At 49.4% G+C, this 16,342-nt stretch carries 14 protein-coding genes; 8 read left to right on the top strand and 6 right to left on the bottom strand.

What is annotated here, in order from left to right:
* The first annotated feature begins 13 nt into the window (after positions 1–13).
* The 5 genes from NW212_RS02350 (at position 14) to NW212_RS02330 (ending at position 6,006) form a co-directional block, all read left to right on the top strand.
* Positions 14–1,330, top strand: a complete 1,317-nt coding sequence (locus NW212_RS02350; RefSeq protein WP_258337037.1) for a DUF5690 family protein — start codon at positions 14–16, stop codon at positions 1,328–1,330.
* The gene (locus NW212_RS02345; protein ID WP_258337036.1) at positions 1,331–2,560 is read left to right on the top strand and encodes an FAD-binding oxidoreductase; all 1,230 of its coding nucleotides are present in this window, start codon (positions 1,331–1,333) and stop codon (positions 2,558–2,560) included.
* A 67-nt stretch (positions 2,561–2,627) separates the two neighbouring features.
* Complete coding sequence (locus NW212_RS02340) at positions 2,628–3,395, top strand: electron transfer flavoprotein subunit beta/FixA family protein (RefSeq protein WP_258337035.1); 768 nt, start codon at positions 2,628–2,630, stop codon at positions 3,393–3,395.
* Positions 3,396–3,688: 293 nt separating this feature from the next.
* Positions 3,689–4,885 carry an electron transfer flavoprotein subunit alpha gene (locus NW212_RS02335; RefSeq protein WP_258337034.1) on the top strand — a complete coding sequence of 399 codons (1,197 nt, stop codon included), beginning with the start codon at positions 3,689–3,691 and terminating at the stop codon, positions 4,883–4,885.
* Entirely contained in the window at positions 4,882–6,006 is a 1,125-nt protein-coding gene (locus NW212_RS02330; RefSeq protein ID WP_258337033.1) for a porin, read from the top strand. Before NW212_RS02335 ends, NW212_RS02330 begins: the two co-directional genes overlap by 4 nt.
* Before the next feature lie 83 nt (positions 6,007–6,089).
* On the opposite strand, the gene NW212_RS02325 is transcribed toward NW212_RS02330, so the two are convergent.
* The 5 genes from NW212_RS02325 to NW212_RS02305 all read right to left on the bottom strand — a co-directional run bounded on the left by NW212_RS02325 (position 6,090) and on the right by NW212_RS02305 (position 12,394).
* Positions 6,090–6,653 carry a 30S ribosomal protein S16 gene (locus tag NW212_RS02325; protein WP_258337032.1) on the bottom strand — a complete coding sequence of 188 codons (564 nt, stop codon included), beginning with the start codon at positions 6,651–6,653 and terminating at the stop codon, positions 6,090–6,092.
* Between the two features lie 105 nt (positions 6,654–6,758).
* On the bottom strand, positions 6,759–7,604 hold the full coding sequence (locus NW212_RS02320; RefSeq protein WP_258337031.1) for an alpha/beta hydrolase: 846 nt from the start codon (positions 7,602–7,604) through the stop codon (positions 6,759–6,761).
* A gap of 15 nt (positions 7,605–7,619) precedes the next feature.
* On the bottom strand, positions 7,620–9,608 hold the full coding sequence (locus tag NW212_RS02315) for an OPT family oligopeptide transporter (RefSeq protein WP_258337030.1): 1,989 nt from the start codon (positions 9,606–9,608) through the stop codon (positions 7,620–7,622).
* A 124-nt stretch (positions 9,609–9,732) separates the two neighbouring features.
* Positions 9,733–10,128, bottom strand: coding sequence for a DUF1573 domain-containing protein (locus NW212_RS02310; protein WP_258337029.1), 396 nt, complete (start codon positions 10,126–10,128; stop codon positions 9,733–9,735).
* A gap of 52 nt (positions 10,129–10,180) precedes the next feature.
* Positions 10,181–12,394 (bottom strand): bifunctional (p)ppGpp synthetase/guanosine-3',5'-bis(diphosphate) 3'-pyrophosphohydrolase, encoded by a 2,214-nt coding sequence (locus NW212_RS02305; RefSeq protein ID WP_258337028.1) that lies wholly within the window; start codon positions 12,392–12,394, stop codon positions 10,181–10,183.
* 138 nt (positions 12,395–12,532) lie between these two features.
* On the opposite strand from NW212_RS02305, the gene NW212_RS02300 reads away from it, so the two are divergent.
* Entirely contained in the window at positions 12,533–14,056 is a 1,524-nt protein-coding gene (locus NW212_RS02300) for a DUF4301 family protein (protein ID WP_258337027.1), read from the top strand.
* Positions 14,057–14,122: 66 nt separating this feature from the next.
* On the opposite strand, the gene NW212_RS02295 is transcribed toward NW212_RS02300, so the two are convergent.
* Positions 14,123–14,620, bottom strand: coding sequence for a GNAT family N-acetyltransferase (locus NW212_RS02295; protein ID WP_258337026.1), 498 nt, complete (start codon positions 14,618–14,620; stop codon positions 14,123–14,125).
* Between the two features lie 331 nt (positions 14,621–14,951).
* Here NW212_RS02295 and NW212_RS02290 point away from each other — a divergent pair, with 331 nt between their 5' ends.
* Positions 14,952–15,296 (top strand): PadR family transcriptional regulator, encoded by a 345-nt coding sequence (locus tag NW212_RS02290; RefSeq protein WP_258337025.1) that lies wholly within the window; start codon positions 14,952–14,954, stop codon positions 15,294–15,296.
* On the top strand, positions 15,293–16,321 hold the full coding sequence (locus tag NW212_RS02285; RefSeq protein ID WP_258337024.1) for a PspC domain-containing protein: 1,029 nt from the start codon (positions 15,293–15,295) through the stop codon (positions 16,319–16,321). Before NW212_RS02290 ends, NW212_RS02285 begins: the two co-directional genes overlap by 4 nt.
* Positions 16,322–16,342 lie beyond the last annotated feature (21 nt).

Below are 16,342 nucleotides of genomic sequence, written 5' to 3'. Positions count from 1 at the left end.
TATAATCAATAAAATGAAACAGATTACAGCAAACAGGAGAATGTCGGATATCCTGCTGGTTCTTTGGGTAGGAGGAGCAGCGTTGCTCTCTTATTCGTTGGTTTACGCTTTGCGCAAGCCTTACACTGCCGCTTCATTTGAAGGGCTGACTTTTTTGGGAAGCGACTACAAGGTGGCGGTGACTACTATTCAGATTCTGGGTTATGTGATAGCCAAGTTTTTCGGGATCAAGATTATTTCGGAACTGAAGAAGGAAAACCGTTTCCGGTTCTTTGTCGGGTCGGCTGTGCTGGCCGAGGCGGCGCTTGTGGGCTTTGGATTGCTGGGCGCTCCGTATAATGTGGCTGCCATGTTTGTCAACGGACTTTCGTTGGGGTGCATGTGGGGAGTGATATTCAGCTTTATCGAAGGGCGCAAGGTGACCGACATTCTGGCAAGCCTGCTGGGAGTAAGCATGGTGTTCAGCTCGGGAGTGGCAAAAAGTTTCGGCCTGTTTGCCATGAATGAACTGCATGTGGACCAGTTCTGGATGCCCGCCCTTATCGGTGGCTTTGCCTTGCCTCTGCTGGTTTTTATGGGCTATATGCTGAAACGTCTTCCACAGCCTACTGCCGAAGACATCGCCTTGCGTAACGAACGTGTCACTCTTGACGGAAAAGGACGCCGGGCACTGTTCAGGAAATATGCTCCGATTCTTTCTCTGATATTCGTGGGGAACTTCATGCTGCTGATGCTGCGCGATATCAAAGAAGACTTTTTGGTGAATATTCTTGACATGAGCAACCAGTCGTCGTGGATGTTTGCCCGTATTGATACGATTGTCACGCTGATTATTTTGGGCATTTTTACGCTGTTCATCTTCTTCCGGAGCAATATCAATGCGTTGTTATGGATGATGACGCTGGTTGTGGCGGGGTGTCTTACGATGACTTATGTGTCTTATCATTACGAAACGCTTGACTTGGAGCCTACCACCTGGCTGTTTGTGGAGAGCCTTTCGCTCTATATTGCCTACCTGACTTTTCAGACCATCTTTTTCGACCGTTTCATCGCTTGTTTCCGGATAAAGGGGAATGTCGGATTCTTTATTGCCATGATTGACTTCATAGGCTATATGGGTACGGTAGCGCTGCTTTCAACCAAAGAGCTTTTCAACATCGATATCGAGTGGTTCGCTCTTTTCAATCACATAGCCTGTGCGGTGGGAGCTGTCTGCACGGTGCTGTTCATTGCGGTTGCTGTGTTGATTTACAAAAAATACAACAGGACTTTCAGACCGAAAGAACTGGAAAATGATACTTGTCTGAATGCAAATTATAACACAATTTGAATGATGGAAAAAAACTATGATGTGATAATTGTCGGCGGAGGGCTGCTGGGCTGTGCCACGGCTTACCAATTGGCTAAGCGCAAGGCCGGAAACATCTTGCTGCTTGATGGGAATGAAATCGCTTCGCAGGCTTCCTCGCGTGCGGCCTGCCTGCTGACAAGGGCGCGCACGAAACCTGCCCTGATGGAACTGGTGCAGGAAACTTATGACTGCATAAGCGAGATGGAGGAACTGTTGGGCGAGCCGCTCGGACTTCAGCAGTGCGGAAGCATCACGGTAGCTTCGTCGGAAGCTTCGCTGAAAGGACTGGAAGCATTGGAAGAAGCTGCTACACGTTTCGGCATTCTGAACGAACGTATCGGGCGTGAACAGACCAAAGAACTTCTTCCGTGGATGGATGTCGAGGCGGTGGATGTAGCTTTATATATGCCTACTGATGCGTTTATCGATTCGGCCTTGCTCTGTTCCGGTTACGCCCGGGCGGCTGCAAGGATGGGCGTGACGTTGCGGCCGAATTGCAGGGTGAAGGAAATCGTGACTGAAAACGGAAAAGTTTGCGGGGTCAGGCTGGCAGACGGTGAAGCGGTTTTTGCTCCGGTTGTTGTGAATGCAGCCGGGGCATGGGCGAATTTGCTGATGAAGCCTTTGCATGTTGGCCTTCCTTTTACTCCGGTGCGCAGCCATTTCTGGATTACCGCCATTGATCCCGACCGTTTTCCGGCAGGACATCCGTTTACGGTAATTCCTGACGCGCGTGCTTTCACCCGTTCGGATGTCGGTGCGCTGATTATCGGACTGCGTGAGAGCTGCTGTCAGGCATTCGATCCGTCTGCGTTGACCGACAAGCTGGAAGACTTCGACTTTAACCGGAAGGCGGAATGGACTGTGCTGGATGAATGTGCGCCGTTGCTGAAGCCTTACCTGCATGATATTGATGACCTGCCGATTGCACATTATATGGCAGGACCTTCGTGCTACGTTCCTGACGCAATGTTCATCGTCGGTCCGGTGGCTTCTTATGATGGGCTGTTTGCCGTGGCCGGCTGTTGCGGAGGCGGCGTGGCTGCAGGAGGAGGGATGGGACGCCTGGCGGCAGAACTGATTCTGGGAGATAGCCCGTTTGTGGACCCTGCGCTCTTCGCTCCGGACCGTTTCGGTGCTGTTGACCCTTTTTCTGCTGATTTCCAGCGGCGTTGCGCTGATGCCCGTTCCAATAAGAAAGGAGGATAAGCGGAACCTTTGCCATCTATTTTCATGTAAAAAGACCAAACGGAAAAACATAATTGAAACTTTATTTATGAAACGCTATATTGTATTCTTGAAGCAGGTGCCTCGGTCTACAAAGGTCGAGATAGATGCCGTAACTCATACGTTGAAACGTTCGTCTGCGCTGACTCAGACCAATCCCGATGATTTGTACGCATTGCAGGCTGCGCTCGACCTGAAACGTGATACCGGAGCGGAAGTCGTGGCTGTAAGTATGGGGCCGGCTTCTGCTGAAGATGTGCTGTGCGAGGCACTTCAGCGCGGGGCAGACCGCGCGATACTGCTTTCTTCTCCTGCTTTTGCAGGGAGTGATACGTGGTGTACCAGCACCGTGCTGGCCGCTGCAGTCCGGAAAGTAGGAGATTTTGACCTGTTGTTCTTCGGCCGTATGGCTATTGACGGAGATACGGCTCAGGTGGGGCCGGAAGTGGCCGGGCAGTTGGATATCCCGCAGGTCACTTCTTTGGTGGCATTGGAGGGAATCTCTGAAAATCATCTTCGCGCGTGCAGAAGAGCGGGAACGGTAATCCAGCATCTGGAAACGGAATTGCCATGCACCGTAATGGTAAGCCGTGAGAATGGAGTGCTGGCTTGCCCCACATTGTCGGGATGGCGGTATGCCTGGAAGCAGGAGATTGTTCGCTGGGATGAAACTGATCTGAATCTGGATTCGTCTGCAGTCGGATTACATGCTTCGCCTACCAAGGTTGTTTCTACTTTTGTTCCTTGCCAGGGCAAGTCGCTTCGCTGGCTTGCAAACGCAGAAGAACTTCGTTTGGCTATCATAAGTGAAATATGAATAATCGTTTAATTTTTTAATTGGAAAATGCGGGTGCCTGCAAGCGGCCAGTCGGAAAATGTGGGCTGAGGCTTGGAGGAAAGTGCGGAATACGGGCAGAAATGCGCGGTGATTCATGAAAATCTGTATCTCCAGTCTGAAGATACATGTCTTTAAGCTAAAGATATACTTCTCTAAGCTGAGGATGAACTTTTCAAGCCTTTATTCCGGATGCTTTGCCGGCAATAGTCTGGTTTTTCTTTTTGGACCGGCAGGAATGGTACGTTGCAGGCATTCATTTAAAACAATATGTTATGAACAATAAAACTTCGTTTGCGCTTCGAGTTCTGAAAGACCGTTGTACCGGTTGCGGGCTTTGTGCTGATTCATGTGCATTCAATGCCATCCGTCTGGTTGAATATCCGGAGATTGACCCTTATACATGCCGCTTGTGCGGAACTTGTGTGCAGACATGCCTGGCTGAGGCTTTGCAGATTGATACTCCGGATTCTGCCTCTTTTTCTCCGAAAAAGTCGGAAGGAATCTGGGTTCTTGCCGAAACGGAAGGCGGAATGCTTGCTTCTGTCACGAAAGAGCTGCTTGGGGAAGCCGTTGCATTGTCAGAAAAGCTTCGTTGCAATGTGGAGGCTGTGTTGCCCGGAAGCGGTGTGGCTGTGCTGGCTGATGAGCTGATTGCTTATGGAGCCGATCGTGTACATGTGCTGGAACATTCTTCGCTGGCTTCATTTATAGAAGAAAACTATGCGCGGGTTGTGGTTGCTTTGGCTGGCCGATACAATCCGGACATTCTGCTTGTCGGAGCGACGGAGCGGGGAAGGGGACTCGCTGCGCGTGTCGCTTCGATGCTTCATACCGGGCTGACAGCCGACTGTACGCAGTTGGAAATTGATCCGGAAAGCGGACTGCTGCATCAGATACGCCCTGCTTTCGGAGGAAACCTGATGGCTGCCATCGTCACCCCTAATTGTCGTCCGCAGATGGCTTCAGTTCGTCCGGGCGTGATGAAAGCAGCAGAACCGGACAGATCGAGGAAGGGAGAGATTGTCTGTCACGACCTTTCAGACTTTGAACCGGACCATCGGATTTGTCTGATGGACGAGATGGCGGCGAATGTATGCGGCGATACATTAGAGAATAGCCGTATTGTTATCGGAGTTGGCCGCGGCGTGAAAAACAAGGAAACCGTTGTCCGGATTCGGCAATGGGCCGAACAGATCGGCGCTGTTGTGGCCGGTTCGCGTGCGGCTGTAGAAATGGGGCTGATTGATGCGCATTTGCAGGTGGGGCAGACGGGGCATACCATTTCTCCGGATCTGTATATAGCTATTGGGATAAGCGGACAGATCCAACATATGGCAGGGCTTTCCGGGGCGAAAAAGATAGTTGCCATAAATCCGGACCGCACGGCACCTATCTTCAATATCGCTGATTATGGCTGGTCTGTATCGGCAGAGGAGGCACTTTCGGAATTGGCGAGCGTATCCTTATGAGAAGACTGTTTGCGCTTATTTGTTTTTTGTCGGGTGCATGTGCGGTGCTGCATGCGCAGGATCAGTTGGAAGTGAAGTTCCGTTCGCGAGCATTGCTTGACGTTGCGGTGTCAGGATACGGCAAGGAAGACGTGCAGGGATATTATCGTCTGGAAGACTTTCGGGTTGGATTTAAAGCGGTTTACGGCGATTTTGAGATGAAAACGGATATCGGACTGGGAGGCGGCAAGCTTGCCATAAAAGATATGCTGCTGAATTATCACTTTGCCCACGGGGTGCTTGCGCTCGGCAACGGATATGAGCCGTTTTCGATGGATATGCTCATCAGCACAGCAGATATGCGCTTCCATCAGTCTGCCGCCTCGGTGCTGGCCTTCACAGACAGCCGGAAACTGGGAGCCACTTATCATTTTTATAGTGACAACTGGTATTTGGCGACCGGCATCTATACCCACAATGACATCAATAAAATCGGGGAGGGGCAGAAAAATGCCTTTGTGTCTACATCCCGTGCCGTTTGGCGGAAACGGGAAGCGGGGCATTGGCTGATTCATCTGGGCGGTGCGTTTTCATTCCGTTCGAAAGAAGCCCATGCTTCGGAACCGCCTTCAGGCAGCAGAAGCAGTGCCGGGATAACATCGATGTTTCCTGCCTCTTTGCTCGAAGCCGAGGTTTATGATATGGGAACTGAGGTGAAAGGTCTGGCAGAGCTTTTGTGTACGGCTCCGCGTTTCATGTTGCAGGCTGAATACTTTTTTGACCGGATGAACCGTACAGGCGGCAGGCAGGCCTACCGTTCGCATGGAGGGTATGTTCAGGGAGGATTCCTGTTGAAAGGAAAGGGGTTTGCTTATGATTCGATGTACGGGATACCCGGCCGTCCGCTTACTCCGCGTGCTATAGAGCTTGTTGCTCGGTTCAATTATACGGATATGAATGATTGGCGTTCCGGCATAACAGGCGGGGAGGAAAAGGATCTGTCGGTAGGCGTGAACTTTTATCTGAACAACTATTTTGGTGTAAAAGTAAACGGAAGCTATGTGTGGGTAGGCAGGCATTGCAACGCCTTCTATCAGAAAAATTTCTTTCTGGCGCAGGCCCGTCTGCAATATATATTCTGATAGCAGCTTGTCGGAAAAAAGAAGAGGCCGCTTCATGTTTCATGAAACAGCCTCTTCCTTCAGGTTGATCAGTCAAGAAAGCTTTATGCTTCAGCAGGAGCTTCTGTTGCTTCTGCGGCAGGAGCTTCTTCAGATGCAGCAGCTTCTGCATTTGCAGCGGCTTCAGCTTCAGCCTTGGCAGCAGCAGCGGCAGCCTTCTTTTCAGCTACTTTCTTTGCAATTTCTTCGTTCACCTTCTTTTCAGCTTCCAGGCGTTCCTTAGCGGCAGCTTTCTTCTGTTCGTCAAGTTTAGCCTTCAAAGCTTCCAGACCAGACTGCTTGTTTTCTTTCCAAGCATTGAAACGTTTTTCAGCTTCAGCTTCATCGAATGCGCCTTTAGCAACACCACCCATCAAGTGCTTCTTCATGTAAACACCTTCGCGGGAAAGGATGTTACGTACAGTATCAGTAGGCTGTGCACCTACCATAACCCAGTACAATGCGCGGTCGAAATTCAAATCTACTGTGGCAGGATTGGTGTTCGGATTGTAAGTACCGATCTTTTCAATAAATCTACCATCACGTGGTGCTCTTGAATCTGCAGCGACGATTGAGTAAAACGCATAACCTTTGCGTCCTCTTCTTTGCAATCTGATTTTAGTTGCCATTTTAAAACTGTAATTTAATTAGTTAATGATTTGAATTGTGCCAATAACCCGTATTGGCGGCGCAAAGGTACGACTTTTTATTTGTCCTGCAAAGGTTTTCTGCCTTTATTTGTTTATTTCCCTCAGCCACTTTTCCAGTTCGCCTGTCCATTGGCGTTTGTAGGTGAAGCTGTCGCGGAATCCCCAGCCATGTCCTCCTATGGGGTAGATGTGAAGTGACGCGGGCACTCCGTTTTTTACCAGGGCTGTGTAATAGTTTACGCTGTTGGCTACGGGTACGGCTCCGTCATCCGAACTGTGCATGATGAATGCCGGAGGCGTCTGGGGAGTGACTTGAAGTTCGTTCGAATACTTCTTTTCAAGTTCCTTTGCCGGATTCTTTCCCAGCAGGTTGTCGTGAGAGCCCATGTGCGTGTAGCTTGGATCCATGGTAATTACGGGATAAAAAAGAATCTGGAAGTCGGGGCGTGTTTCTGCATCGAAGTGTGTGGCTGCGGTGCTTGCCAGATGCCCTCCGGCAGAAGATCCCATGATGCCCAGTTTCTTTATGTTCCATTCGCTCTTGTGTTTCCTCAGCATGCGGATGGCCTCGTGGACATCGCTCAGCGGAATCTCATCGTGGCCGTTGGGCATGCGGTAGCGCAATACGGCATATGTGATTCCCTGTGCATTGAACCAGTCTGCCAGGTCTTTTCCTTCGTGTGCCATGGCGAGGTGAGTATATCCTCCTCCGGGACATGCCAGCACAGCTTGTCCGTTTCCTTTTTGAGCCGGATAGACATAAAGGATGGCCTTGTTCGTATAGCTTGGGTGGTCGGTGTTGCCGTCCTTTTCTGCTTTTATTCCGTTGTCTTTGGGTGCCCCGTTGGGCCAGACATTCATTTCTATCGGTTTTTGTCCAAACATAGCGCAGGAGATAGTAAGTAGACTTATCAATAACAGTGTTTTCATGGTGCTGACAGGTTTTTATGATTTGATTTTCATGCTTGCCTTGATCATGTAGACAATCAACAGAATGTAGACGATGAGTGATACCATCTGGCTCATCGGATTGGCCAGCCATCCTTCGTTGATGAAGTTGATGTCACAGTAGCGCATTACGGCGCTCACTACGCCCATAAGAGCACCTCCTGCGATGAATCCGGATGCCAGCAGCGTGCCTTTCTCCTGACGCGCATTGTTTATTGAGCTGTCTTTGCTCCGGCTTGTCACATACCAGTTGATGGCACCGCCAACCAGCAGCGGAAGATTCAGTTCCAGCGGAATGAACATGCCCAGGGCGAAAGCCAGTGCCGGCACTTTGCAGAATGTCAGTACCAAAGCCAGCAGTGCGCCGATTCCGTAGAGAAGCCATGGTGCGCCCACTCCGTTCATCAAGGGGTCAATGACTGCTGCCATGGCATTGGCTTGTGGTGCAGCCAGCTGCCCGCTTGTGAATCCGTATGAATCGTTCAATACCATAATGACTCCGCCGACCGTGGCAGCAGATACCAGTGTGCCGAGAAATTTCCATGTTTCCTGTTTTTTCGGGGTGCTTCCCAGCCAGTAGCCGATTTTCAGGTCGGTGATGAAACCGCCGGCCATTGACAGAGCCGTGCATACCACACCACCCATTACCAGTGCGGCAACCATGCCTCCTGCTCCTTTAAGGCCTACGGCTACCATAATGACTGATGCCAGAATCAGTGTCATCAGTGTCATTCCCGAAACGGGGTTTGTTCCTACGATGGCGATGGCGTTGGCGGCCACTGTTGTGAATAAGAAAGAAATGCCTGCAACCAGTATGATGGCCACGATGGTATGCAGCACATTGCCTTCCATTACGTCAAAATAGAAGAATGCCAGTGTAAGCAGGAGCGTGAAGATAGATCCGAAAGCAATGATCTTCATGGACAGATCCTTTTGTGTACGTTCTACATTGTCTTCCGACTTCTTTCCTTTCATTTCGCTGGCAGCCAGCCCTACCGCGCTTTTGATGATGCCCCACGAACGTACGATACCGATGATGCCTGCCATTGCGATGCCTCCGATGCCTATGCTTTTGGCGTATTCGCTGAAGATCATTTCGGGTGACATGTCTTTTACAGCCATGGATATGCTCGGGTTCCATGCGTTCAGAACTTGGTCGCCCCAAAGCAATGAAATCCCCGGAACGATGATCCACCATACTGCAACAGAGCCGGCGCAGATGATGGCTGCGTATTTCAGTCCTACGATATATCCCAGTCCGAGCACGGCTGCTCCCGTGTTGATTTTGAATACCAGTTTGAACTTGTCGGCAACGGTTTCTCCAAGCCCGCAGATGCGGCTCGTGAAGTTTTCGTTCCACCAGCCGAATGTTCCGACGATGAAGTCATACAGGCCGCCCACCAGGCCGGCCATCAGCAGTGGCTTTGCCTGATCGCCTCCTTTGGCTCCGGACACAAGCACCTGCGTGCTGGCTGTGGCTTCAGGGAAGGGATATTCTCCATGCTTCTCCTTTACGAAATATTTCCGGAACGGAATGAGAAAAAGAATACCTAAAATGCCGCCTAAAAGCGAACTGATGAACATCTGCATGAAGTTTACCGTCATCTCCGGGTATTTCTCCTGAAGGATATAAAGTGCGGGGAGTGTAAAGATGGCTCCCGCTACAATGACTCCCGAACAGGCGCCGATGGACTGTATCATCACGTTTTCGCCAAGTGCGCCTTTGCGTTTGGTTGCGCTGGAGATGCCTACCGCTATGATGGCGATAGGGATAGCGGCTTCGAACACTTGTCCGACTTTCAAGCCCAGATAGGCTGCGGCGGCCGAGAAGATGACTGCCATGACAATTCCCCAGGATACGGACCATAGATTAACCTCCGGATAAGTTTTTCCGGGCGACATCAGAGGTTCGTACTTTTCACCCGGTTTCAAAGGACGGAATGCGTTTTCAGGCAATCCCGCCGGTTTTTCATTTTCTTCTTTCATGGATTCTTATGTGTTATTTTTGTTGATGTTTTCCGTGTCCAAAAGTAATAAAAAATCCTTTTCCGTTTTTCATTCTGAAAGACAAAAAGCGGAAAAGGATCTTTTGATGTGGCGGAAAGCCTGCTTATTTTGCTTTTGCCGATGTCATGTCGCCTTCAATGACCAGACGCGTGATTTCGTTTTCGGAATTGGTGCGCAGGGTAATGGTTTTGCGGAAATGTCCCGGAAACTTTCCGGCTCCGTTGTAAGTGACGGTCACTTCTCCGCTTTCGCCCGGCTTGATCGGTTCTTTCGGATACTGCGGTACCGTGCATCCGCAGGAAGCGATGGCCTGGTGGATGACCAGCGGACCATTGCCTGTATTTTTGAATTTGAAGGTGCAGGTTACTTTAGGGCTGCTTTCCGGGAAAGAGCCGAAATTGTGCGATGTCTTTTCAAAAGTAATCTGCGCTGTTCCTTGTGCCAGAACAAAGAATACGTTCATTACCAGCAGAACAGCAAATAGAGCAGCTTTTTTCATGATGTATATTCTTTATTGTATTGATAATTCATTCTGCCTGCAAAGTTACCATTTATCGGTTAACCTGCATGACTCCTTTCACTGTTTTTATTTTTTTTATCAAGGCTTCGAGTTTTGCGTTGTCGTCTACCGTTACCGTCAGCATGCCTGAAAACAGCCCGTCGTGCGAGTCAATGCTGATTGACCGCAGCAGGATGTTGTCCTCCTTGTTGATGATGGAGGTGATGTTTGTGATGATGCCGATGTCATCATGTCCGATGATGCGGAGCGTGATGGGGTATTGCTTGCCTTGGCTTTTCCCTGCCCAGCGAGCCTTGACGATGCGGTAGGGAAAGCGGGATTTCAGTTCCTTTGCGTTCGGGCAGTCATTGCGGTGTATTTTGATGCCTCCGCTGATGCTGATAAAGCCGAACACGTCGTCGCCATAAATCGGATGGCAGCATTTGGCGAGAGTGAAGTCGAGCCCTTTCAGGTTCTGGTCGATGACCAGTACGTCCTCTTTGTAATAATCTTTCGGTTCGGTCGGTGAGGGCATGTTGTAGGCTTCCGCACTCCGGTAAGTTATTTCATCGTGCAGTTCGTTTTCCCGTTTCTGCATTTCCACATATCTGTCGATAATCGCATTGATGTCTGCCGATTCGTCGGATATGCTTTGGTAGAAGTCTGTTACTGTCTTGAAGCCCAGTTTCCGAATGAGGCGCATCAAGATGGCTTCATCGTATTCTATCTTTCGGTTCTTGAACTTCCGTTCCAGCATTTCTTTGGCAAACGCGCTCTGTCGGGCGGCAATTTCCTTCAGCGCCTGTCTGATTTTGTTTCTTGCTTTCGATGTCGTTACGATGTTCAGCCAGTCGCGTTTCGGAGTCTGGGTGTTCGATGTCATGATTTCCACCTGGTCGCCGCTGTTCAGTTTCTGGCGGAGCTGCACGTTCTTTCCGTTCACTTTGGCTCCGATACACTTGCATCCTACGTTTGAATGGATTGAAAAGGCGAAGTCGAGCACAGTCGCTCCTTTCGGCAGTTTGTAGAGATCGCCTTTCGGACTGAATACGAACACCTCATCTTTATACAGGTCCAGCTTGAACTGGTCCATTGCATCAAGGTCGTTGTCTGCACTTTCCAGCGTTTCGCGGATAGAGTTCAGCCATTCGTCCAGCCCTGTTTCGCCTTTGATTCCTTTGTATCTCCAGTGGGCTGCGAGTCCTTTTTCCGCTATTTCGTCCATCCGTTCCGTGCGTATCTGCACTTCCACCCATTTTCCTTCCGGTCCCATCACCGTGATATGAAGCGATTCGTATCCGTTGCTTTTAGGCACGGAAAGCCAGTCGCGCAGCCGTTTGGGGTTGGGTAGATACATGTCCGTCACGATCGAATAAGCCTGCCAGCATTCCTGTTTCTCTTTCTCGAGCGGAGAGTCGAGGATTATGCGGATGGCAAACAAGTCATAGACTCCTTCGAAGGGACATCCCTGGCGTTTCATCTTCTGATAGATGGAGTGTATGGATTTGGTCCGTCCTTTCATATGGAATTTCAGTCCTGCTGCCTCCAGCTTTTTCCGTATCGGTTCGATGAAAGCTGCGATATAGCGGTCGCGCGTTTCCTTTGTAGCGTTCAGTTTCTCCTTTATGTGGTAGTACACATCGTGTTGCGTATATTTCAGCGACAGGTCTTCCAGTTCCGACTTCAGCTTATACAGTCCCAGTTTGTGTGCGAGCGGAGCATAAAGGTATGCAGCTTCGTTGGCCACCTTGAGCCGCGCTTCCTCATTGGGGCTGTCTTTGATCTGCCTCATCAGGTTGACGCGGTCGGCTATGATTATCAGGATAACCCGCATGTCTTCTGCGAACGACAGCAGGAGATTCCTGAAGTTTTCCGATTCGATGGTCGGGCTTTTGTCATAAAGTTCGTTGATTTTTACCAGCCCCCGTATGATTCCTGCCACATCTTCTCCGTATTCTTCTTTTATAGTATCGAGGGTACACAGGTTATATTCCACCGATTCGTGCAGCATGATTCCCAGGATCGAAGCTCTGCGCATTCCTATTTCTTCCGCCACGATTACGGCGGTCTGGATATCTTCGATGATCGGGTTCATGCCAAACACGTTGCGCGGGATTGTTCCCGCCGACATGTCTTTTATCAGATGAGCTTTCAGTTTCCGGCAGTCATCCTTCAGCAAAGTGTCTTTCGATAAAGAAAGCAGTTTTCTGTATAAGGCAATCAGCTGTTTGTGTTCCTCGGGAGTGAAAAAATCATTTTTCTCCATAGGCCTTGGTTTTTAAATCTTTTTAGTTTGCGTGTAAAGTTACTTTTTTTCTCCGTTTTTGATGCTATCTTTCGGTATTTTTTATATTTTTGAGCATCAATTGTTCCGAAACTTTCATAACCTAAATAATATTTCATTATGTTGACACAAGAAGACAAAGATTTGTTGCTCCGGAAAGGGATTTCCGAAGAAAAGATTGCCGAACAGTTGGCTTGCTTTGAAAAAGGTTTCCCTTATCTTAAACTGTATGCCGCGGCTTCTGTAGAGAATGGAGGCATTGTGGTGCCGGATGCTGAAAAGCAGAAAGAATATCTTGCGGCTTGGGATTCATACAAGGAAGGGGATAAGAAAATAGTCAAGTTTGTTCCGGCTTCGGGAGCTGCGAGCCGTATGTTCAAGAATATGTTTGAGTTTCTAGGAGCAGACTACGATGTTCCGACCACTGATTTTGAAAAGAAATTCTTCGACCATATCCACAATTTCGCTTTCTACAACGACCTGAACGCTGCATGTATGGACAATACGGGCAAGAATATTGATGCGCTGTTGGGCGAAAAGCAATACAAGGCTGTCGTTTCCAATCTTCTTGAAGCGGCGGGGCTTAATTACGGATCTTTGCCGAAAGGCCTGCTCAAATTCCACCGTTATGCCGACGGCGTGCGTACTCCGCTTGAAGAACATCTGGTTGAAGGCGCGCTGTATGCGGCGGGAAAGACCGGGCAGGTGAACGTTCACTTCACTGTATCTGCAGAGCACCGTGCCCTTTTCGCCAAACTGGTTGAAGCCAAGGTGGCAGCCTATGAAGCTAAATTCGGCGTGAAGTATGACGTCAGCTTTTCGGAGCAGAAGCCGAGCACGGATACCGTTGCCGCAGATATGGACAACAAGCCGTTCCGTGACAAGGACGGCAAGCTGCTGTTCCGTCCGGGCGGTCATGGCGCGTTGATAGAGAATTTGAATGACCTGGATGCGGATGTGGTGTTCATCAAGAATATCGACAATGTTGTTCCCGACCGTCTGAAGGATGATACCGTGCTGTACAAGAAACTGATTGCAGGCGTACTGGTCACTCTTCAGAAGCAGGCATTTGCTTACCTCGAACTGCTGGACAGCGGACACTACCGTCATGACCAGCTGGAAGAGATGATACGTTTCGTTCAGCAGCAGCTGCATTGCCGGAAAGCGGACATCAAAGACATGGAAGATGCCGATCTTGTGATTTATCTCCGCAAGAAGCTGAACCGCCCGATGCGTGTGTGCGGTATGGTGAAGAATGTGGGAGAACCGGGTGGCGGTCCGTTCCTTGCATACAATGCTGACGGAACCGTTTCCTTGCAGATTCTCGAAAGTTCGCAGATCGACATGAAAGATCCTGAAAAGAAGGCGATGTTTGAGAAAGGAACTCATTTCAATCCGGTTGACCTGGTCTGCGCTGTGCGCGACTATAAGGGAAACAAGTTCAATTTGCTGGAGCATGTGGACAAGAGCACCGGATTCATTTCCTATAAGTCGAAGAACGGAAAAGACTTGAAGGCGCTCGAACTTCCGGGTCTGTGGAACGGTTCGATGAGCGACTGGAATACGGTGTTCGTGGAAGTGCCGCTGAGCACATTCAATCCGGTCAAGACCGTAAACGACCTGTTGCGCGAACAGCATCAGTGATATGGTTTCAAGCAAGATAAAGGAAGGCTGCCTGTCGGCGGCCTTCTTGTTTTTTTGCAGGTGCGGTCAGATATCGATTCCCATGATGTAGTCGTTCATGTAATATCCGTTTCCGATGGGGAAATCGCCTTCGCGCACTTTTTTCATGCCCATGTGCTCATAAAACCCCAGCGACGGATTGTTGCGGTTTACGTTCAGTTCCATCCGGCATGGTCCGGGATGCAGCTCCTTGATGGCCGCTATCGCCTGTCTGAACAGTTGTTTTCCCAAGCCGTATTTCTGGAAATAGGGGAGCACGTAGATTTTCTGCAAGTGATAGAGGTCTTTTCCTTCCGGCTGGATAGATACGTATCCTGCCGGCTCGCATTCTTCATAGGCTATGTAATAGATGTGTCCTTCTTCCTCCATCTGTTTGCGCAAGCTTTCGGGCGAGTACATCCATTCCATCATGTAGTCACTCTGTTCTTTCGTCAAGATGTCCTTGTATGTGGCGGGAAACACCTGCCATGCCAGTTTGTTGATGAGGCCGATGTCGGCCGTATCTGCTTTTCTTATCGTAAACATGTTCATTTGTATTTTAATGCGTCCGTAAAGATACGGATTTTTTTGTCAGCCTATTTTTCTTTCCGCCTGTTTTGCAGACAATTCTGCCGGATTCTCCCTCCGGTTCTTTATCTCCAGCCTGAAGATTTGCATCTCTAGGCTGGAGATGTATGTCTTTAGCTTGAAGATACCCGTCTTCAGGCTGGAGATAAAGATTTGTCTGGGTGCCTGATGTTTCTTGCCTGGCTCGCATATGAAAGAGTCTTGTTAATTTGATTTAAATAATAGTACTATGTAATGCAAGGTATCTTGTTTGTACGTATATTTGTGCCATACAAAATAGTTTCAGTTTATGAATGTAGACAATGTGAAATCGCAGATGCGCAAAGGGATGCTCGAATATTGCATCCTGCTGCTCCTGCACAGAGAGGCTTCGTATGCTTCCGATATCATCCAGAGGCTGAAGGAAGCCAAGTTGATTGTGGTGGAGGGGACGCTTTATCCCTTGCTTACAAGGTTGAAGAACGACGGGCTGCTTTCGTACGAGTGGGTGGAGTCCACGCAAGGGCCTCCCCGAAAGTATTACAGCCTGACGGACGGCGGAGTGGAGTTCTTGCAAGGATTGGAAAATGCTTGGGACGAACTTTCCGATACGGTGAATCATTTAAGGAACAATATTAAAATCGAACAGCAATGAAAAAGACTTTGACAGTAAATTTAGGGGGGGCCGTATATAATATAGATGAAGATGCCTATACCCTTCTCGACAGTTATCTGAATAACCTCCGTTACCATTTCCGCAAGAATCCGGAAGGGGAGGAAATTGTGCGCGACATGGAAAACCGCATTGCGGAACTCTTTGACGAATGTGTGAGCGGAGGAAGCCGTGTGGTTACGGTTGAGAATGTGGAAGCCATAATCGCCCGCATGGGTAAGCCCGAGGAGTTGAATGATGCGGAAGAGGACGTTGCTGAAGAGAAACCGGACAAGGATGAGAAGGTGGTCCGCCACTTGTTCCGCAATCCGGACGACAAGGTGCTGGGAGGTGTCGCTTCGGGCATTGCCGCCTATCTCGGATGGGATGTGGTTTCTTTGCGCCTGCTTCTGATTGTGGCCGGATGTTTTTTCCAGTGGCTGCTTTTGGTTTATCTGGCGGCATGGATTATTATCCCTCTCGCGCGGACGGCTACGGAAAAACTGCAGATGCGGGGGGAGCCCGTCAATATGGAAAATATCGGCCGTACGGTGACCGGAGGATTTGAAAAAAAGGATTCCAGTCCGGAAGACCGGTCATTACTGCACAAAATAGGAGATGTGCTGGTAACCGTGTTCGGCTTTGTCCTGAAACTTTGTCTTATCCTGCTGGCCGTCTGCTGCTTTCCCGTGCTGTTCGTTGTGCTGATTGTGGCTTTTGCCCTTCTGCTTGCTGCAGCGGGCATATTGGTGAGTGTACCTTCTTTGTTTTATGAATTTTCTCCGGTCATCGACTGGAATATGGTAAGTGCATTTCCGGTAACGTCGGGAGTGATGGCCGTATGCGGCCTGTTGGTTGTAGGTATTCCTATTGCAGGACTGGTGCAGGTGCTCATGCAGGTGTTCGGAAACTGGAAGCCGATGTCAACCGTGGCGAAACTTATCCTTATATTAGTATGGCTTGTGGCTGTCATTGTAGGGACAATTGTCTTTTTTGATTCCCCTTTCTTAGGCAGTGTCATGTTATAGGCGTGATTTCTGTCAGAATAA

The sequence above is a fragment of the Bacteroides sp. ET225 genome (genome assembly GCF_024733745.1).
GTDB classification, from domain to species: Bacteria; Bacteroidota; Bacteroidia; order Bacteroidales; family Bacteroidaceae; genus Phocaeicola; species Phocaeicola excrementipullorum.
Note: the sequence above shows the minus strand (reverse complement) of the source record. Positions and strands in the feature narration are given on the sequence as shown.